The following is an 18,054-nucleotide window of genomic DNA, read 5'->3' on the forward strand; positions in this document are numbered from 1 at the left end:
CGGCGTCACCTGTTGCGCCACATCTTGGCCTGGAACTCCTCGCGCGTGATGAGTCCGTCTCGGTATGCCGACTCGTAGTACTCCTCCGTAGAGTCGCCTATGAGGTCGTCCACGGTCTCCGCTTCCGATGAGTCGCTGACAGGGGTGTCGGGGAAAGGCTCGTACTCCAGCCCGTATCCGTAGTCGGCCCGTCGGTCCCAGCCTTCATCCTGCTCATTCTCATTTGTCATGGTGGTGCATTCCCCCCTGTGATGAGTAACTACGCATGCCATTCCCTGTTGTTGGTTCTCGCTGCCCGTATCGCTGGCTCGACGTGTCGGTCGTTCACGCTGCTGCCCGCCTGGCGCGAGCGGCTCGTTCCGCTCGGACGCGGGCCAGGGCTCGGCGGTGGGGTCACAGTTCGACCTGCGGACGTGGACTCGGAGTCCCCCAGACCCGGACCACCTCGTGGTCGGTGAACGCGTACACCAGCCGGTAAGCCGGTGCCGGGTCCGGGCCTCGGCGCAGCTCGGCGAGGTACTGCTCGGCTTCCTGTTCGCTACGCCGCGGTGTGCCGCACACCTGCCACGCCTGTCCGTTCCACATCTCCGGGATCCAGCGCTTCCTGGGCTCCGGCTGGTGGGCCCGCAGCCGGTGACGGGACTGTACGCGCGCCGGCGACTCGTCATCGGGAGCGGGCGCGGCGGAACGCGGCCGGGGCGTGGTCTTCTGTCCGGTTCGGCGGCGGGTCTCGCACAGCAGGCACAGGTCGGTGGCGTCCGGGTCGACCGGCCCGGCGGGGTGCTCGGGGCAGCGGGTGATCGGCTTGGGGCCGCTGATTGCTTCGTCCAGCAGGCCAAGGGCCCGCTCGAGGTCGCGGCGGATCTCCTCGGTATCGGGAGTCGCCTCACTGTCGGTGAGGCGCTGGCCGTGTTCGCCGGCGACCCGCAAGGAGCGTCCCAGGGCGATGAGTTGTGCGTGGTTCATCGGCGTCTTCCTAGTCTCGTCGCTGGGTGTGCCCAGGCTGCGCCGCGGCGCACAGGTGGTATGGGGGTCAGGGTGTCAGGGCCGGGACCGTGGTCTGCGGGCCAGCCTGAGGCGCATCGCCCTCCACAGCTCATCGGCTCCCCGGCTGGTGTCGGGCGGGGTGCGGTGCCGACCAGGGCAGCAGGCATCGTGGGCGACCTTGGCGATGCCGTAATCGCGGTGGTGGGGGCCGGGCCAGGCGATCCCGCCGGCGAGGTGGTAGACCTCGGTGTCGGCGAAGAGTCGGGCGGGGTAGTCCCCCGGCATCAGCGCGATCCAGGCCACTTCGTGGTCGGGCTCTTCACCGTCGACCGCGCGGGCGGGGGCCGGGCCCGCCTGGGGACGGTAGATGCTGACCCCGTCGTAGTCCATCGTCCGGTGACGGTGCGTCGGCAAAGTGCACGCCGGGCACGGCACCGTGAGCCTGCGTCCCCAGGCGGGAACAAGATCGTCCTCGGGCCTGTACGGAGAGGGAACAGTCACTCGATCAGCCTCCGGGTGGGCAGGTCGGCCATCGACGGGCACGTGGAACGTCAACTACCAGGCTAGCGGCGGCCGCTGACAGACTCGGCCGAGTCCAGGCGGTCCGCTGCGGCAGTCGGCCCGCCGCGGCACGGATACGCAACACGCGGAGCTGGCCGAGCCGTTGCTGCAGAAGGTACTGGGCGGTGCGGTGCCGGGCCTGCTCGGCCGCTTCCTCCGCAGCGCGGTGAGCGGTGGGGTGGCGGCGCAGCACCATCTCGTACACCGCGTCCGCTTCCGCGTCGGCTTCCTCGCTGCGCAGCAGCCGCTTGAGGGCGCTGGTGCGGCGTTCGGCCAGGATGCGGTCGGCCACTTCCCGTTCGGTGAGGGACTGAAGCTCCGGCCGGCTGTCGTCGTGCCGGCTGGCCTTGGTGAGCAGGGCCTGGGTGTCGGCCTGGCACCGGTCGGTGAGCCGGGCGACGTCGTCGGGGTCGTCGAGATCCGCGCGGACGGCGACGGCCAGGTCGACCGCTTCGTGCAGCAGGTCCTGGATGCGTTGCCGGTGGGTGCACTGCGGGCACAGCCCGGCCGCGTCCGGCAGACCGCACTCCGCGCAGGGCGCAGACCGGCGCGCCTGCGCAGCGGCCTCCTGCTGGGCACGGCGGCGGGCCGCCACCGCCCGCCGCGCCTGGACCGCGACGGCCTCCCGCGCACGACGCGCCTCGGCCCGCGCCGCTTCTCGGAGCGTGTGCTCGCGCAGCTGCCGCTCGTAGACCGCGCGCCGCTGGGCTGTACCGGCGCCGGCGAGCTGCTCGTCGACCAGGGCCCGCAGCCGGGCTCGCTGACCGCGCCGGTCGGCGATGACGGTGGTGCAGGTGGGACAGTCGGCGCGAGTGTCGAGGCGGATCCCGTCGTCGCAGCGCGGGTCCGCGCAGGCCTGCCGCTGGACCAGGCCCCGCCCGAGGAGCCAGCCCATCGGATCGCGCACCAGGGCCTGCCCGCCAACTTCCTCCAGGCGGTCGGTCAACCGGTCGGCCAGCAGCCGAGGCGCGGTGCTGTCATCGGCGATCTCAGCCACCTGCTGCAGGGCCTGCAGCGCGGCCTGGCAGGCCACAGCCTGCTGACCCGGGTTCAGCCGCTCCCACAACTGGGCTACCGGGGCCAGTGCCACCCGCAAACGCAGGTCATCCAGGTCCGGCACACTCCGGCGCCCATGCCGTGGACGCTCGTCCACGGCGAACAGCCAACGAGGTCGTACACCGGCCGTCGCCGACTTCGCTCTGCCCTCGCGGACCTCACCCGGCTTTTCCCCGCGAAGCGGGCCAGCCTTCGCCACCGGCAAGGCCGCGTCACGAGTCGGGTCCTCGCCGTCGGCGGCCCGCTCCTCGCGCACGCACGCGCGCTCCGGCCGACGGCGGACCCCACCACGGCCGTCGCCGGAAAAACCACGGGAAACAGCGGGGGAAGAGACGGGAGCACCCAGGTGAGGGTGATCAGTGTGAAGGGCTGCCGTATCCGCGAGGTCTCCCGTGTCCGAATCGCCACGCTCACGCAACCCGTTGACCTGCGGCTTCTCCGACGGCAGCGAGCCCGGACCAGGCCATGCCGTACCCGCGAGGTCTCCAACACCGCGATCAGACCCACCGGAGCCTGCCTGACGGCCCCCGCTCCCGGCGCCAGCGCGGCTGCTGTCGTGCGCGGCCGCCACCGCCGGCACCACCAGCCGCGACTCCTGCTGCAACCCGGATGCGGTCCGCTTCCGCGGACGCTCCACCAGCCCGGCGTCCTCCAGACGAGCCAGCGCCCGCTCCGCCCGCGACAGCGAGCACCCCAGCAGCCGCGCCAACGTCGCCGCCGGCCGCCCGTACCGCTTGTCGACCCGGCCACCGCACAACCGCACCCGACCGGTCTCCCGCGCCTCAAGCACCAGCACCAGCAGCGCCAGCCGGTCCGTCGCCGCACTCCGCCCCGTATGCTCCCCGAGCAGCCCGGCCGGCGTCAGACGGCCATCCCGGTGCGCCCAGCCCGGCGCCATCACGGCCTCCATCAGCCGCAGCAGCGTCGCCAGCTCGCTCTTTTTCAGGTTGAGCGGGTGCCCGACCACGCCGCGGGCCTTCCACATCGGCAGCAGCCGGCATCGCAGCGCATCGTCCTGACCGAACGCGCCCGGCTCCGTCTCCACCTCGACCATCCTCGACCGGCGCAGACCCGGCACCACCGAACTCGCGGTACGCGACGCCGACAGACCGATCCACCGGCCCAGCTCACCCGTACGGATCACCACCTCCCCGGTCTCCGACGGCGTCCTCGACGCCAGCACGATCACCGCCAGCCGCACCGTGTCCAGCGCACTGTCCAGGCCCGGCATCTCCAGGAGTGCGTACACGGCGTTCCTCAGCCGCGCCCCAGTAATGTCCCCGAGCGCCAGCGGATGCCCCGCCTCGCGCCTCAGCGCCGGTACACCCTGGACCGGAACAGGCCCAAGACGCGTCCGTCGGCGCCGTGGAGCGGGCACCCGGAACCCGACAGCGGCCGACACCGCCACGGCGCTCACCGGCCTGCCCGGACAGAGAACGTGATCGCAGTCATCCAGCGACCGTGGACCAAGTCGCCTGTGGGCAGACCCCGATCAGAGGCGAAAGCCCTGCACGCTCCCGTCAGACGACTAAAGATCTTGGAACCGGTCCCGTCACACGGAACACGACGCCTGAAGGCACCGAGCACGAGCGGCCGCCCTCCAGGTCGCTGCTTTTCAGCCGCGGCGATCGAGCCCACGGGACCCGCGCACGACGTGATGTCAGCCACGGTCACAGGGCGATGTGGCTGGTCTGCGCGGTATGGCAGGTATGTGCGGGCATGCCGAAGCTGGCGGCCCGCAGGATGGTCATGCACAATGACTCCTGTGTCGAGGGGCTCGCCTCACGGCATGACGAAGCCCCTGATGGTGCTTCGCGTTCGGGTGGAATCGAACGGATGTTGAACTGCTCAACCGGCTCCCAACCAGTTGGCAGAACCCTCGGAGGGCCTCCCAAGCTCTCCGGTGGCAGATGGGCGCTGAGCCGAGGTGACTCCCAATCACCAGTAGCTGAGCGACCCGGGGGCGGCACGAAGACCCGTACGGGCGCCGCCCCGCGACGACTACGTCATCCCGGCCCCCTCACCAGAGGCGCGGACCGGGACGTGTACGGACAACACGAACGCCCCGTCGACGGACCAGCAACCGGCATGGCTGCTGACCCCACGGCGGGGTGCGGTGTGTCGAGTGTCGGGTACGGGTACCCTGATCACGTCGGCACCTTCCTTCTCGCGAAAAGGGTGCTCGGCAGGCTTCCGGACCCCCATCACAAGGTCCGTTGGCCACGTGGCCCCTCTCGCCTTGCTCAAGGGCGATCGACGGGGCCACTCTTCTTTTTGATCAACGATCGGGATCACTCTACCGTTCCACGAGCAGTCGGCATGCGCCCCAGGACCACGTGTCGGGTCCTGCAGCGGCGCCATCGTCGCGACCTGCACCGGTTCAGACCCGCTCAAGCGCGGTGGAGTAGTAGTACGCCAGGGCCGCTTCAGCTCCTGAGCCCTGTGCCGTGGTGATGCGCTGGAACCGACCCGACCGCAGATCCCCGGCGATGAAGACCCGAGGGTGCTGAATGTCTGGAGGGCAGTATCCGTCCTGGTCCACCGCGAGCCCTTCAAGAGCCGCCGGCCGATTGCCGAGATTGCTCAGCACGGCCGTTGCGACATAGGTGCTGCGCTCACCTCCGCGATTCTCGACCTCCACGATGAAGTCGGTTCCATGAAGGGCCTGTGAAATGGCGACGTGAGAAACCGGAACTACCCGGACTCGATCGTCCCCTGACACCTCCGCCAGTTTGTAGTCGTCCGCTGCCGGGGCGAGGACATGGAGTGTGACGGAGGACTGAGGATGAGCCCGCAGCCAGGTGCCCAGCGGTCTGTCACCTCCAAGAACGTACGTCCGCGGCCCGATCTGCTCGGGCGTCGCACGCCACAGCGGAGGCGTGGACAGCGATGGCGCGGCGCTGATCCAATCGGTGTCGGAGGGCGTCATCGCCGCCACGCCCGTGCCGACCACGACGGCCTGCGCGGTGAGCACCTGGGCGTTCGCGAGGAGGACTTCTGCTCGGTCGGAGTGCCCCTTGACCCTGACGGCGCGCGATCGGACCAGTGAGCATCGACCCGCCTCCTCAAGGCGTGCCAGATCCGTGGTCAGGGCCTCGGCCAGCTGGGGGCCGGTTGTCCAGTTGCCGGAGACGTTCTCCAGTGCACCGATGGTCTGGAGCTTGCCGCCGACGCTGGCGGACTCTACGACGAGCACCTTCATGTTGAGGCTGGTGGCCATGAGGGCGGCCGCTACGCCAGCGGGGCCGGCCCCGACTACCAGGACGTCGGCGTCGAGCGAAGGTGTACTCACTGGATCTCCCCAGTTCCGCTGATTCGAGATAGGGCGATGTCGCTGGTGACGAGCTGATCGGCGCCCAGGTTCCGGGCCGCGAGTAGCAGGGCGGCCTCGTGGTACTGGGAGCCGCCGCTGGAGGCGCACGCGTCGGTGACGATCCACGGCCGGTAGCCCCGTTGATAGGCAGCCGTGGCGGAGTCGTACACGCAGGCGTCGGTGTCGATGCCGCACAGCACCAGGTCACGCCAGCCGGCATCCTGGATGAGCTGCGATCCCTCGGACGTGAAGACTGATGCCTGAGCTTTGTCGATGACCAGGGTCGAGTCGTTGATGAAGGGAGCCAGATCCTGCACGAACGCCTGTTCCTCGGCGGTACGCAGCCGCTTCCAGCCGGAAATCGTTTCGTAGGGCGAGCCCGGCGCATTGTGAAACCGGGTGAAGACCACCGGAGCACCGGCTGCTCGCCAGCCGTCCACCAGCCGTATGACCGTCGGGACAACATCGCGGCTGTGCTGGTTGACGAAGCCCTGCTGTACGTCGATGACCAGAAGCGCTGTCGATCGCGGGTTCAACCCGTCCACCTTTCCCATGCCATCACGGCCTGCTGTCTCGGAGGGCGTCCTGAGCGGCGCGCAGCCGATCGGGGAGTTCACTCGTGGTCAAAATCGCTTCGCGCATCACACGGTGCTGAGCCGTCTCGGTGGGACGCGCGGTTGTGAGCCTGTAGTACGCACTCCGTAGGAAACGCCAGCCATACTCGGGGGGCATCACCGGGTCGTGGCCGTCCTCGACGGTGTGCAAGACGTGGGAGGAAAGAGCCCACAATGCCTGGACATCCAGTTCCAGAGCGACGATCTGACTCGTCGTGAGGGCGCGCTCATCCGGCTGAGGGTGATAGGAGACCCCGGACCATCCGGCGACACCCTTCGAGACGCCGCCTCCGAAGGGGACAGCCTCGGCGTGAGCCCAGCCTTCGCTGAACTTGGCGGCCTCGACGTCTGGTCCCAGCGAGACGACGTTCTCCGGGTCCTGGCGATTGACCAGGACAGAGGGCGTGGCCAAGAGCTGCAGCGCGGTGTCCAGACCCGCGCTCGTCCAGGAGTGCTCGCGGAGTTCGTAGACCGACAGCACGTACTGCGGCGCAGGCACCTCGCGACTGGGCGTTCCCTCGGCAGCGTGGAGCTTCATGAGCTGCGTGATCCGCTCACCCGCCCAGGCGGGTTCCTGCAGATACGTGCGGTATCGCCACACCGCCAGATCGGTCAGCGATTCGACGCGATGATGCTCCTCTAGGTGCACTACGGCGACGCCGCACCCGTAGACGTGGACCGTCGACGACTGAGCCGAGTGGTGTCCCGCCGGAAGCGTCCGTCGCTCTAAGCCCCCAGGGCCGGAAGGCGAGGGAGCGCCGACGGCGTACAGGGAGGCGATCTGCTCGCCCACGTAGGCCGGCAGGAACTTGTGGGAGACAACGGTGCAAGGCGCTGGCCGCGGAGTATCGGCGCCCGAGGCCGCGACTGCGGAGCCGCGAAGGGTAGCCAGACGCAGACGGAACGCCTCCTGCTCCTCCGGGGTGCACTGGTTGAGCGCCGTATCGAGGATCTGTGCCATCTGCGGACGGCACACGCTGCTTCTGTTCCTCTGCCAGTGGGAAACCGTTCGCGGGCTGATCCCGAGGCGATCGGCGAACCCCCGCACCGACGCGCGCATTACTGATCGCAACAGCAGTGCCTCCTCGCCTGTCCACTGCTCAACTGCGATCACTACACACCTCTATGACGGTCTGTTGCCAGGCGGGAAGAGCCCTGTTGCGACGCTATTGCGACACCCCTTCCACGCCGGGACATCTCGCCGAGACGCCCGCAACCCCGAAGCTGATCTCCGTCGAAGTGAATGTCGATGACGAACGGGAGACGCCGTGGTTGCCACTACAGGAGAACGAGGCAGCACTGCGTCATGGTCGGGCTCAGGGCTGTGCCGACCCGCTGCTCTGGTTCTGCTCGACACGTTCGAGTCGCGTAGTCAGATTGGCGACCTGCTCCTCGAGGCGTCTGATGGCCTGCGTGGTTGGGTCGGCAAGTGCCTCCAGGGCGTTTTCGCGAATGAAGCTCCCGCGGCCTTTGTGGGAGTAGATGACCCCGTCCCGTCGAAGCTCGGCGAAGGCGCGCTGCACTGTGCCGGGCGCGACGGCGTACTTGCTCGCCAACTCCCTGGTGCTCGGCAGTTTGTCGCTGGGCTTGAGTTGCCCGAGTCGAACCTGTTCGCGCACATCCTGCGCGATGCGCTCAAAGGGCTGCATGGCCTCGTCCGTCATGGGCCACATCGTAGTGCCACCTCGCTCGAATAGATAGCCTTCCCAACCTGGTTGACACGGCAGCGAGTGTGCTGATTAGGTTATCCACGTCGACACGGTTGGTCGTCTATCAGGCGCCAACAGCGGAGACGCAAGACCGCACCACCGCAGAACAGCGGGAATCTCCGCCCCTCAACTCCATACGTCTGGCTGTCCGCCGCTTGCAGGCGCGGCCGGGGTGACGAGTACGACGCGGTCCCCCGAGAGCAGCAGCCAGTTGCGCCACCCGCAGCCGTTGCGCTGCCCGCCTGCCGCAGCCCGCCCGCCTCCATGGGGGTGAACTGCCGCGGTCGGAGAACGCAACAGCAAGGGAGACGAACATGCGTCACAACGGACGTGTCCCGCTCAAGGCCAGCCAGATGCGGCCCGAGCACCTCAATCTCCGCGAGAACGAGCCGACCCTGGTGGTCTGCCCGGATTGCGACACCTGGCACCGCCTCAAAAGGTCGATGATCCTGCCCCACCGCGACGGCACCCCCGTCGAGAAGACCGAGCGCCGCTACTTCGGCGACAAGCCGGCCGGTGGCCGCCGCTGCCCCGGAAGTGCCCAGCGCGTCATCATCGACATCACCGCCGAGGAGTGGGGCCGGCGCCTCCTCGAGGCGGACAGCACGGCAACCGGACGCCGCTCCGCCCGCCAGCACTCCAAGCCGCTCCCGGCCCCGGCCACACCCGTGCACCGCCTGGCCTCCATCCCCGGCCCCAGCGCGCGTCTGCTGGCGGCGCGCCTTCGGGCCCGCACCGCCGTCAACGAACACCGCGGCGAGTGCGCGGTGTGCCGGACCGGGCGGACCCGCTGCCCCGTCGGCCGCGAGCTGGAGATCCGCATGGGGCACACCGACGCCTCCGTGCGACTGGCATACGAAGAGCACGAGATGGTGCTCCGGGCCGCGGCCGCGCCAGCCATCCCGCGTGCTCAGCAGTGGCGTCGCCTGGACCGTGCCGCGCACCGGGTCGACGGGCGACGCGAGCAGCAACTCGTTGGCGATGCCCCGCAGGAGAGTCGGCCTGTCCCGCTGGGCGACGCCTGACCGAGTTCCCTGTTCTCCCCGTTCCGCAGCCTGCGCTGCCCATCGTCGATCGCGCCCGTGAAGGGTGTGGTCGACGGTGGAGTGCGCAGGACGCACTGCCCCGCCGAGGGGCCCGCACGCGATGAACCCCCAGGGATGCGCCCCTGGGGGTTCTTGTCGCGGTCATCCCATGAGAGAGGACAGACCACGTGCACAGCATCGCATCCCGCCAGACCCGCCCGAGTGTCCAGGACGAGATCGGCCCCCGCCAGCCCGGCGCCATCTACCAGAACGTGGACGGGAGGTTCGAGGTTCTCGTGCTCGTCACCGACCCGGTCGACGCCGCGCAGTTGCTGCGACGGAAGTCAGCGCGGTGGGCGGTCATCGTCCGCGACACCCTCCGCCCGGACGCGCAGCCGGTCGCTGTTGGCACGGTGTGGACGAACAGTGACTACCTGATCCGCCCCGCCAAGCGGACTTACGTCTCGGCTGCCTGACGGCCCGCCACGGTCCGTCTCCCGCCCGCCAGAGCGTGCAGGGGGCGGGAGACGGGTCGTGGCAGGCCGACCGGCCAGCCGAAACGAAAAGTGGACGGCCCCGAAACTCTGACCTCCCGGGACCGTCCGTGATCAAGAAAGCGAGACTCTCTTGAACACGACGATGATCACACGCGCCGGGGACCAGGCGCCACAGGGCGACGACATGTTCAACCGGGTCCTGACCGCCGTCAACTCCCACCGCCCTGACCGCACCCGTCCGGCTCGCCGTACGCGCGGTGTCGAGCCCGAGGCGGCGCTCGGCGAGCACCTCCTGGCCGTCGTCCGCGCCCAGGACGCCGCGATCCCGGCCAGCCGGCGCGTCCCGCGCACGGCCGCCGAGATGCGGGCCCGGCTGACCGCGCTGACGGAGGACGAGTCGGACGCCTGCCCGGTGTGCGGCTACTGGCAGTGCCGCTGTGCCCAGGGCCGGGCCCACACGGTTGGGACGGCGGTGGCCTGATGTGCACCCGCCTGACCACAGGCACCTGGTCACTGCGGCACCTGTGGCAGTGCGCCGTGTGCGGCCTGTGGTCCGACACCCCGGAGTGCCAGCACTGCTGACTGCCATAGACGCGGCCCGGACGGCGCAGCAGCGCGCCGCCCGCGCCGCCTCCGCGGTCGGTCCCGGGCACCCCCTTGCACGCCTGCTGCTCACGGCCGCCGCGCTGGCGGCCGCCACGGCGTGGGATGCCGGGCACCGCGTCACCGACCTTCACCCCCCCGGCCGGCACCACCACGAGAGGCGGATCCCGGCTGGCCCGCCGCTTCGGGCGGATCCGCCCGAAGCGGCACCTCGTCGCCGCAGCTCTCACTGGGGCGGCACCTCGACCGACAGAAGCAGCGGCAACGCTGAAGGAGATTGACCGTGAACGGTTTCGCCCATGACATCGTCCTGCGCCGCCAGGCTGAGGAGCGCGGCGAGATGGCGCTTGCGCAGGACGTGGAGACGTACCTGACCGGCGTGGCCGCGCCGGTGCTCAGCGCGGAGGCGGTGACTGCGTGGATCGAGCAGGCCCGGCGGCTCGCACGGGGCATCGACTGGATGGCCTGGGGCGGCAGCGGGATGCCGCTGACCGGGCGGGCGCTGGCCGCGCACGCCGAGAGCGCCGCGCAGATCTTGCGGACCGCCGGCTGGAAGCCCGGCCCGGCCTCCGGACGCTCCCTGCGGGACGCCCTCATCTACGCCGAGCGCATCGACACCGACGGCCTGCTCAGCATCGACACCCGTCTGACCGTCGCTGAGATCATCGCGCTCCTGGTCCGTGCTGCCACCGGCGCCCCGTACGCCTACTACGAGAGCTGGGACGCCCACCCCGGCCGCACCGTCGACCAGGTCCTGAACGTCCTCGCCGCCGCGGCCGCGTTCGCCCGCCGCTACGGCCCCGCCTGACCGCCCGCCCCCAGGGACGGAAGGCCACTTCCCCTCCCGCACTCTGCTGCTCCACGGGGCCGGCCGCCCGCAGGACGGGCGGCCCGTCTTTCGCACGTCTCCAGCCCGGGAAAGCCTCGGGATCCCTTCCTCTCCGGGAGAGCTCATGGACCGCACCATGCCGATCGTCACCGGCACCACCCGGCTGCCGGACTTGCTGTGCACGCACACCCCGAAGTGCCCGGCCGCCGAGAGCTCCGACCGGGAGGCCGCGCACGTTGTGGCCGCCCACCCGGAACAGGGCTGGAGCCTGCTCTGCAACGGCCTCGTGCTCTTCGAGGACACCGGCGAGCTGCTCCCCGACGGCCGGGTCATCGATCCGCACCGTCCCGTTGCCGCGCTGGCCTGACGGCTGCCTGATCCGCCCGCACCGGCCTCCGACCCCACGGCGGTCGGGTCGGGCGGTGACGGGGAGCCGGACAGCCCGGACCCAACGACCCCTGAGAGGGGCTCACATGCCCGAGACGATCAACTCCGCTGCCGTGTTCACCGAGGCCACGCTGCGCAAGGCGCAGGAGATCACGGCCGACTCCTACCTGCCGATGTGGATCGGCCCGTCCGGGGAGGAGTCCTCCGGCGAGGCCGTGGCCCGCCACCTGGAGGCCACCGTCGTCCTGCTCGACAAGGACGGCTGGATCCGCGCCTACAACTACAGCAAGGACTGGTCGGCCGGCGCGGACCTCGCCGACGACGACTCCATGACGGTCAAGGCGATGGTCCGGGCGCTGCTCCGGTACGTCCGCGACGAGAGCGGCACCGGCCCGCAGCGGACCCTGCCCACCGCGCTGCGCCACGTCGGCGAGGACGGCGAGCACGGTGACACGGACACCGCCTGCGTGGCCGGCCACGTCCTGGACCGGCTGATCCAGGCCCACACCGGATCGGCTACCGCCCGCGCAACGCCGTGGTCGGAGCGGCAGCACCGCACCCACGCGGACATCACCGCCCTGCTGTCCGCGGGCGCCCGGTTCGCGCGCACCTACGGGCCCAGCCAGGAAACGGCGGCCGCCTGACCCGACCCGCGCTGACCGCACCAGCACAACGGCCCTCCGAGCCCCCGGCATTGGCACTGCCGGGGCCCCGGAGGGCCTGGTGCCGACCCTACCGACCCGACGCCGACCGCGGTGACCTCTTGCACGGAGGCGCCGGAAGTAAGAGAGGACAACACCGTGGCCCCCAAGACCGCCACCCGCCGCAGGCGCCAGAACGCCGCGGCCGCGAAGCCCCGGGCCAACGGGCGGACCAAGGCGCCGGCGCTGGCTGTCGTTCCCGCGCAGCCCGCCGGCCCCGAGGGCACGACGCCGCTGGTGTTCGTGGAGGCCGACCCGGTCCTGGCTGATGCCGCCGACCGTGCCGCCGACCTCCGGGACCTGGCCGCCGACGACGCCGCGCGCATCCTCGCCGTCAGCGAGGCCCGCGCCACCGAGCTGCTGGCCGGCGCGCGCACCGAGGCCGCCTCGATCACCGAGGCCGCCACTGCGGAGCAGTCCCGCCTCCTGGCCGTCGCGGCGACGGACGCCGACCGGGTCCGCACCCAGGCTGCCACCACGGCGGCCGCCGACGCGGAGCAAATCCGCGCCGCCGCCGAAGCGACGGCCAAGAAGCTGCTCGCTGACGCGCGCGCGGAGGCCGGCACCGTCACGGCGACGGCGGCCAGTGAGGCCGAACAGGTCCTCACCGACACCAAGGCGGCTGCCGAGCAGCTGCGCGTCGACGCGCGCCGCCAGGCGGATGAGGTCGCCACCACGGCGGCCGCGCAGGCCGACGAGGTGCAGGCGGAGGCTGCGAAAGCCGCCGCGCAGGTGCTCGCGGACGCGGAAACGAAACGCACCGAGCTGCTCGCGGCGGCGGAGCGCACCGTGGTGGAGGCCCGCACCCGCGCCGCCACCGACGCCGAACAACTCGTGGAGCGGGCACGGGGCGAAGCCGGCCGGATCCGCGAGAGCGCGGATGACCAGGCCGCGCAGGTGCGGGCTGGAGCCGAGAAGGCCGCGGCTGGCCTACGTGCTGATGCCGACCGCGCCCTGGCCGACGCCCGTACCTCCGCCGAGGAACTGCGGACGGCCACCGAAAGGGACGTCACCCGGCTGCGTGAGCAGGCGGAGAAGGACGCGGTGACGGCCCGGGAGGCGGCGGCCAAGGCCACGGCCGACCAGGCCGCCGCCGCACAGGCCCTCGCTGAGGCCGAACGGATCCTTGAGGCGGCGACGCAGCGCACCGTGCAACGGGCCCGCCGCCGGCAGATCCGGACCGAGTCACGCGCCGCGCGCCGCAAGGCACGGGCCGACGCCCGGCCCGCCGGCGGTGTCCCGCCGCTGTCCGGGCAGGAGCTGGTCCTAGTCGTCGCGATCGTCCTGGCGGCCGCCGTCGTCTCCACCCTCGGACTGCTCTCCTCCTACACCGCGCTGGAGACCAAGGCGACCGGATGGGGCTGGGAGTGGCCGTGGCTGCTGCCGGTCGGTATCGACGTCGCCATCCCCGCGTTCACCGGCGCCAACCTTGTCCTGATCCGCATGGGCATGGAGCTGCGCTGGATCCGCTGGGTGCCGAGGGTGTTGACGGCGGTGACCGTCTACCTGAACTGGAACGCCTCGGACAGCGCCTCGGGGCGCCTGGGGCACGCCGCCCTCACCCTGCTGTGGGTCGTCTTCTCGGAGATCGCCTCCCACGTGTACGCCACGCGGATCGGCGCGGTCACCGGCAAGAAGCGGATGGAGGCGGTGCGCCGCTCGCGCTGGATCCTCGCTCCGATCCCCACCGCTCGCCTGCGCCGCCGGATGATCCTGTGGGAGATCACCTCCTACGACGAGGCGCTCACCCGCCTCCAGCAGGAGACCTGGCTGCGAGCGCGACTGCGCGAGGAGCACGGTCTGCTGTGGCGGTGGAAGGCTCCGTTGGAGCAGCGGATGACGCTCAAGCTCGGCTCGGCGCCCGCCGCGCTCGCCGACACGCTCACCCCCGACGACGCTCACACCGTCGAGCGGGTGGAGGAGAGCGGCGACGCTCACGACGCTCACCCGGAGGTGAGCGCGCTCACCTCCGGCGATGCCGAGGGCGAGCGTGCGCGGCTGGCGCTCACCCAGGACGCTCGCACCGGTGAGCGCCCCGATGGGGACAGCGACGCTCACCGAGCGGACAGCCCTCGGACGCGCAGCGAGACCGACGCGCTCACCGAGCGCCGCCGTGAACGCGTCCGGCTCCTCTACACCGAGCTCGGGCGCCGCCCGCAGTGGACGGAGATCCGCGACGCGCTCACGAAGGCGGGCCTGTCCGACAAGCCCGTCTCCCGCCCCACCGCCCAGCGCCTGCGTGAGCAGGTTGAGGAGAGCGCCCAGGACGCGCTCGTGAACGCGAAGGCGAGCGCCCCGGTGAACGCCTGAGCTTCTCCACCCCGGCACAGCACCTGCCGCTCATGGTCGCCCCCGGCACCCCGCTCACGCCTCCGAGCGTGAGCGGGGTGCCGGTGACGGCCACGGCCGGCAGGCCGCCCGGCCGCACCCGCCGCGAGCGGGCGCGGCCGATGGAAACGAGAACAGCGGGGGCCTTCGGCTTTCCCCTGACGACGCGTGAAGAAAGGAGCACGATGGCACCCACGACCGTGGGGCTGGCCCCCGAGCAGGGGCCTGTCGCACGTACGACGAGGCCGCCGACTCCCCGGCTGGCACCGCCGGCGGTCATCCCGCCGGCCCTGGCGATCTGGGCGCCGGACCCCCCGACCTGGGGGCAGCGGCTGATCCCGAAGGCGGTCCGGGCCGGGATGGCTGACCTGGGCCTGTGGGTGGAGCCGCGCCCCTTGAAGCCCTCGTTCCACCTGGTCCAGGTGATCCAGGTACTTGAGCGATACGGCTGGTGTCAGTCCTTTGACTTCAGCCCGACGGGAAAGATGTGCATTCGCGGCGCCCAGACGTTCCTGGAATCCACCGGGCACGTTTCGGCTATCGGTCGCGGTAAGGCCGTGAACTATCTTCAGTCCGCCCTCCGCAATCAGGGCAGCGGTATGGAGTTCTGGGCCTGGAATGACCTTCCCCACAACACCTTCGAAGGCGTGCGGGCGATGATCTCTCACGCCTCCGATATTGCACGGAAGAACGGAGAATGACATGACCCCCGAAGAGGAGGCCATGTTCCAGAGCATTTCCCAGGGAATCAACCAGGGAATGGCTTTCGGGAATGACGACCCGTACGAGGACGTCAATGCATACGGAACCCCGGTCACGAAGAACCAGAAGGCCGGTCTGACACGCCGCGGAAAGGTCGCCATCGCGGTAGCCGGTGTCGCACTCGTGGGCGGCGGAACCATCTGGTGGAACGTCCACTCCGCCAACGTGGAGGCCGACCGCAAGGAGGCCGCGGCACTTCAGGTCCAGATGAAGAAGCTGGAGCTGGAGGAGCTGCGGATCCGGAACGAGGCGAAGGCGAAGGACGACAAGGCCGACCAGGCGGCTGCTGCCGCCCGCCAGGCCAGCGTGGACCGGTGCGTGAAGGCCTCCTCCAACCTCCTCGGCAAGGGGTACGGAGCACCGTCGAAGGCCGACGTGATCGCGGACTGCAAGCAGCAGTACGACGCGGGCGTGAACAACTCCGACATGGCCGCGGTCGGCTCCGCGACGAACACCGACGGGGACGGCGGGGGGATCAACTCCGCCACCCTGCTGGGCCTCGTCGCCGGCGGCGCCCTGGTCGTCGCGGTGGTCGCGAACAAGGGCAAGAAGACCGCCAGCTAGTAACCCAGTGTAGTCAACGTGGTTACTCCTTACTTACTCCCGACCGCCTTGAACAGCGAAATGGCCCCTCTGAGGGTGCCGTAGGCGCTCTCTCGGCCTGGGAAGTAGGTAAGGAGTAACCACCCTGAGTAACAATCGAGGGGAATGACGCATGTCGACCGATACGGCTCCTCCTGCGGTCCCCGGGCCGCCGGATCCGCCCGCGACACCGGCCGCCAGCGGGGGGCCGACGCCGGTGACCGGGACCGGAGCCACCCCCAGCTGGCTGGCCGCGATCGAGCCGGCCCGACCCACCATCGACCCCTCCGCCGCGCGGCCGGCCGACGACGACCTGGGCAGCAAGACCAACGGCATCGTGGACGCGGACGGTGCCCTGGACCGGTCCGCGCCCGGGGCCTCCAGCGCCACCTACCGCGGCGCCGACGACCTCGTCGGCAAGGGATCCGACGCGGCCGGTGTGAAGCACAAGCGGAGCGTGATCAAGGAGTTCGGTCTGGCCATGGCCCAGCGCTGGGCCAAGGGCGGCGGGACCACGAACAAACGCCTGGACCTGGAGAAGGCCCGAGCCCAGGCACACCAGGTCAAGGAGGCCCGGACCACCACGGTCACGAAATCGGGTGGCCTGCCTCCCCGGAACAACTCCGGAGGATCTGGTGGGGGCGGAAGGAATTCCGGAGGAAACAGCGGTGGGAATTCTGGTGGGAAGGCCCAGCAGAATTCTTCCGGAAACGGATCGAGCGGCGTCGGCGGGCGCGGATCGGGAGGCGGCCGCAGCTCGTCCGGAGGATCCGGAGGCCCCGGAAGTGCCTGGGGTTCCGGGAGTTCCGGTTCTGGTGGATCGGGTGGTGGAAAGCAGCAGGCCAGTGGCGGAAAGCAGCAGACTGGCGGCGGTAAGGATGAAAGGACAAACAGCGCCGGTGGTCAGGGTGCGTCCGGTTCGGGCGGTTCGAGTGGCGCATCCGGAGGGCCCGGGAAGAACACTGGGTCCTCCGATTCCGGTAACGGGCCCGGGAAGGGATCGCAGGGCAGCGGGACGGGCTCCGGCGGCGGGTCCGGGAAGCCGGGCGCGCCTGGCAAGGACGGGAAGTCCGGCGGGACTGGCTCGTCCGGCTCCGGCGGCGGATCCGGCTCCGGTGGCAGGTCCGGCTCCGGCTCCGGCGGCGGCTCCGGCTCCGGTGGCGGCTCCGGCTCCGGGGGTGGGTCCGGTGGCAGGCCCGGCTCCGGTGGTGGGTCCGGCTCCGGCTCGGGCGCCGGCGGGAAGGGCTCGCAGGCCGGGCACGGCCAGGACGGAGTCGACCGTCGCACTCCGTTGGAGAAGTCCCGGGACATCGGCTACGGCGACGGAGGCGCGGTCCGTAACGGCGTCGACCACGTCAAGGCGTACGCGAAGGGCGCCAAGGACGGATGGGACGACAAGAAGGCGGAGAACGCGAAGGAACACGCGCGCCTGGACCAGGCCCGCGATGACCACCGGGCGCGGCAGGCCGCCAAGGACGGCCAGCCGAAGCAGGCCGGGGACAAGCCGGAGGACAAGGCGGGGCCGGCCCCGACCACCGCGACCACGGGCGACGGCCGGGCCGTCGTCATCACGACCGACGAGGGAGACGACGGAGTGAGCACGGACGTGAAGCCGCTGATGGTGAAGGACATCGACGCCAACACCCTGACCCTGGGCACCGACGGCTCCCGCGGGACGGTCAGCCGGAAGGAACTGCGCAACTTCAAGCAGTACGAGCGGAAGCTGGAGACCAAGGAGACCTACCTGGTCAAGATCGCGGAGGCGTGCAAGCAGCTGGAGAAGGCCGCGGAGAAGGAAGCCGAGGACTGCCAGAAGCTGCTGGAGCAGGCCAAGAGCGTCAAGGGCGGGGAGAAAGTCGCGGAGAAGCTGTCCAAGCTGGTGGAGGCGGCGAAGAGCCAGGCGGCGGAGGCCGCCGAGCTCCGCAAGCAGGCGCAGCGTGCCGCGGAGATGTGCAAGGTCGTGCGGACCAACATCGACACCCGCTACGCCCCGCTGTACAAGGCGGTCGTGGACTCCGATGAGACGAAGCCGGCGGAACTGCGCTTCTACAACGACAAGGGCTCGTACGCCGCTGCGGCGTGACCCGGGGACGGAGATCT

General features: G+C 70.5%; 18 protein-coding genes. 10 read left to right on the forward strand and 8 right to left on the reverse strand.

Going from position 1 to position 18,054, the window contains the following annotated elements:
- Nucleotides 1-5: 5 nt before the first annotated feature.
- The 8 genes from ACSURM_RS39120 to ACSURM_RS39155 all read right to left on the reverse strand — a co-directional run bounded on the left by ACSURM_RS39120 (nucleotide 6) and on the right by ACSURM_RS39155 (nucleotide 8,195).
- Nucleotides 6-230, reverse strand: coding sequence for a hypothetical protein (locus ACSURM_RS39120; protein ID WP_436961449.1), 225 nt, complete (start codon nucleotides 228-230; stop codon nucleotides 6-8).
- Nucleotides 231-393: 163 nt separating this feature from the next.
- A complete protein-coding gene (locus ACSURM_RS39125; RefSeq protein ID WP_436961450.1) occupies nucleotides 394-966 on the reverse strand; it encodes a hypothetical protein in 573 nt (190 codons plus the stop codon).
- Between the two features lie 75 nt (nucleotides 967-1,041).
- Nucleotides 1,042-1,377, reverse strand: coding sequence for a DUF6083 domain-containing protein (locus ACSURM_RS39130; protein ID WP_436961451.1), 336 nt, complete (start codon nucleotides 1,375-1,377; stop codon nucleotides 1,042-1,044).
- 115 nt (nucleotides 1,378-1,492) lie between these two features.
- The gene (locus ACSURM_RS39135; protein WP_436961452.1) at nucleotides 1,493-3,853 is read right to left on the reverse strand and encodes a hypothetical protein; all 2,361 of its coding nucleotides are present in this window, start codon (nucleotides 3,851-3,853) and stop codon (nucleotides 1,493-1,495) included.
- A 1,131-nt stretch (nucleotides 3,854-4,984) separates the two neighbouring features.
- Nucleotides 4,985-5,896: an FAD-dependent oxidoreductase gene (locus ACSURM_RS39140; RefSeq protein ID WP_436961453.1), complete on the reverse strand. Its 912-nt coding sequence runs from the start codon at nucleotides 5,894-5,896 to the stop codon at nucleotides 4,985-4,987.
- Nucleotides 5,893-6,471 carry an isochorismatase family cysteine hydrolase gene (locus tag ACSURM_RS39145; RefSeq protein WP_436961454.1) on the reverse strand — a complete coding sequence of 193 codons (579 nt, stop codon included), beginning with the start codon at nucleotides 6,469-6,471 and terminating at the stop codon, nucleotides 5,893-5,895. The genes ACSURM_RS39140 and ACSURM_RS39145 overlap by 4 nt, the downstream gene beginning before the upstream one ends.
- Before the next feature lie 4 nt (nucleotides 6,472-6,475).
- Nucleotides 6,476-7,492, reverse strand: coding sequence for a helix-turn-helix domain-containing protein (locus ACSURM_RS39150; protein WP_436961455.1), 1,017 nt, complete (start codon nucleotides 7,490-7,492; stop codon nucleotides 6,476-6,478).
- Between the two features lie 355 nt (nucleotides 7,493-7,847).
- Nucleotides 7,848-8,195, reverse strand: coding sequence for a GntR family transcriptional regulator (locus tag ACSURM_RS39155; RefSeq protein ID WP_436961456.1), 348 nt, complete (start codon nucleotides 8,193-8,195; stop codon nucleotides 7,848-7,850).
- 359 nt (nucleotides 8,196-8,554) lie between these two features.
- Between ACSURM_RS39155 and ACSURM_RS39160 the strand changes: the two genes are divergently transcribed.
- The 10 genes from ACSURM_RS39160 to ACSURM_RS39205 all read left to right on the forward strand — a co-directional run bounded on the left by ACSURM_RS39160 (nucleotide 8,555) and on the right by ACSURM_RS39205 (nucleotide 18,037).
- A complete protein-coding gene (locus ACSURM_RS39160) occupies nucleotides 8,555-9,265 on the forward strand; it encodes a hypothetical protein (protein WP_436961457.1) in 711 nt (236 codons plus the stop codon).
- 188 nt (nucleotides 9,266-9,453) lie between these two features.
- On the forward strand, nucleotides 9,454-9,741 hold the full coding sequence (locus tag ACSURM_RS39165) for a hypothetical protein (RefSeq protein WP_436961458.1): 288 nt from the start codon (nucleotides 9,454-9,456) through the stop codon (nucleotides 9,739-9,741).
- Nucleotides 9,742-9,904: 163 nt separating this feature from the next.
- Nucleotides 9,905-10,243 (forward strand): hypothetical protein, encoded by a 339-nt coding sequence (locus tag ACSURM_RS39170; protein WP_436961459.1) that lies wholly within the window; start codon nucleotides 9,905-9,907, stop codon nucleotides 10,241-10,243.
- Between the two features lie 405 nt (nucleotides 10,244-10,648).
- Nucleotides 10,649-11,173, forward strand: a complete 525-nt coding sequence (locus ACSURM_RS39175; protein WP_436961460.1) for a DUF6197 family protein — start codon at nucleotides 10,649-10,651, stop codon at nucleotides 11,171-11,173.
- 196 nt (nucleotides 11,174-11,369) lie between these two features.
- The gene (locus ACSURM_RS39180; RefSeq protein ID WP_436961544.1) at nucleotides 11,370-11,561 is read left to right on the forward strand and encodes a DUF5999 family protein; all 192 of its coding nucleotides are present in this window, start codon (nucleotides 11,370-11,372) and stop codon (nucleotides 11,559-11,561) included.
- Between the two features lie 106 nt (nucleotides 11,562-11,667).
- A complete protein-coding gene (locus tag ACSURM_RS39185; RefSeq protein ID WP_436961461.1) occupies nucleotides 11,668-12,225 on the forward strand; it encodes a DUF6197 family protein in 558 nt (185 codons plus the stop codon).
- Between the two features lie 156 nt (nucleotides 12,226-12,381).
- Entirely contained in the window at nucleotides 12,382-14,592 is a 2,211-nt protein-coding gene (locus ACSURM_RS39190; RefSeq protein ID WP_436961462.1) for a DUF2637 domain-containing protein, read from the forward strand.
- 203 nt (nucleotides 14,593-14,795) lie between these two features.
- On the forward strand, nucleotides 14,796-15,311 hold the full coding sequence (locus tag ACSURM_RS39195; RefSeq protein WP_436961463.1) for a DUF6197 family protein: 516 nt from the start codon (nucleotides 14,796-14,798) through the stop codon (nucleotides 15,309-15,311).
- A 1-nt stretch (nucleotide 15,312) separates the two neighbouring features.
- Nucleotides 15,313-15,936 carry a hypothetical protein gene (locus ACSURM_RS39200; protein ID WP_436961464.1) on the forward strand — a complete coding sequence of 208 codons (624 nt, stop codon included), beginning with the start codon at nucleotides 15,313-15,315 and terminating at the stop codon, nucleotides 15,934-15,936.
- 1,309 nt (nucleotides 15,937-17,245) lie between these two features.
- Nucleotides 17,246-18,037 carry a hypothetical protein gene (locus ACSURM_RS39205; RefSeq protein WP_436961465.1) on the forward strand — a complete coding sequence of 264 codons (792 nt, stop codon included), beginning with the start codon at nucleotides 17,246-17,248 and terminating at the stop codon, nucleotides 18,035-18,037.
- Nucleotides 18,038-18,054 lie beyond the last annotated feature (17 nt).

The sequence above is a fragment of the Streptomyces sp. SudanB182_2057 genome (genome assembly GCF_964272715.1).
Taxonomy (GTDB): Bacteria; Actinomycetota; Actinomycetes; order Streptomycetales; family Streptomycetaceae; genus Streptomyces; species Streptomyces rubradiris.

Excerpts from the sequence above, each read along its gene's own strand:
- ACSURM_RS39130 (WP_436961451.1), bottom strand. The coding sequence starts at position 1,377 with ATGGACTACGACGGGGTCAGCATCTACCGTCCCCAGGCGGGCCCGGCC.
- ACSURM_RS39170 (WP_436961459.1), top strand. The coding sequence starts at position 9,905 with ATGATCACACGCGCCGGGGACCAGGCGCCACAGGGCGACGACATGTTC.
- ACSURM_RS39195 (WP_436961463.1), top strand. The coding sequence starts at position 14,796 with ATGGCACCCACGACCGTGGGGCTGGCCCCCGAGCAGGGGCCTGTCGCA.
- ACSURM_RS39200 (WP_436961464.1), top strand. The coding sequence starts at position 15,313 with ATGACCCCCGAAGAGGAGGCCATGTTCCAGAGCATTTCCCAGGGAATC.
- ACSURM_RS39145 (WP_436961454.1), bottom strand. The coding sequence starts at position 6,471 with ATGGGAAAGGTGGACGGGTTGAACCCGCGATCGACAGCGCTTCTGGTC.
- ACSURM_RS39160 (WP_436961457.1), top strand. The coding sequence starts at position 8,555 with ATGCGTCACAACGGACGTGTCCCGCTCAAGGCCAGCCAGATGCGGCCC.
- ACSURM_RS39120 (WP_436961449.1), bottom strand. The coding sequence starts at position 230 with ATGACAAATGAGAATGAGCAGGATGAAGGCTGGGACCGACGGGCCGAC.
- ACSURM_RS39125 (WP_436961450.1), bottom strand. The coding sequence starts at position 966 with ATGAACCACGCACAACTCATCGCCCTGGGACGCTCCTTGCGGGTCGCC.
- ACSURM_RS39185 (WP_436961461.1), top strand. The coding sequence starts at position 11,668 with ATGCCCGAGACGATCAACTCCGCTGCCGTGTTCACCGAGGCCACGCTG.
- ACSURM_RS39150 (WP_436961455.1), bottom strand. The coding sequence starts at position 7,492 with ATGGCACAGATCCTCGATACGGCGCTCAACCAGTGCACCCCGGAGGAG.
- ACSURM_RS39155 (WP_436961456.1), bottom strand. The coding sequence starts at position 8,195 with ATGACGGACGAGGCCATGCAGCCCTTTGAGCGCATCGCGCAGGATGTG.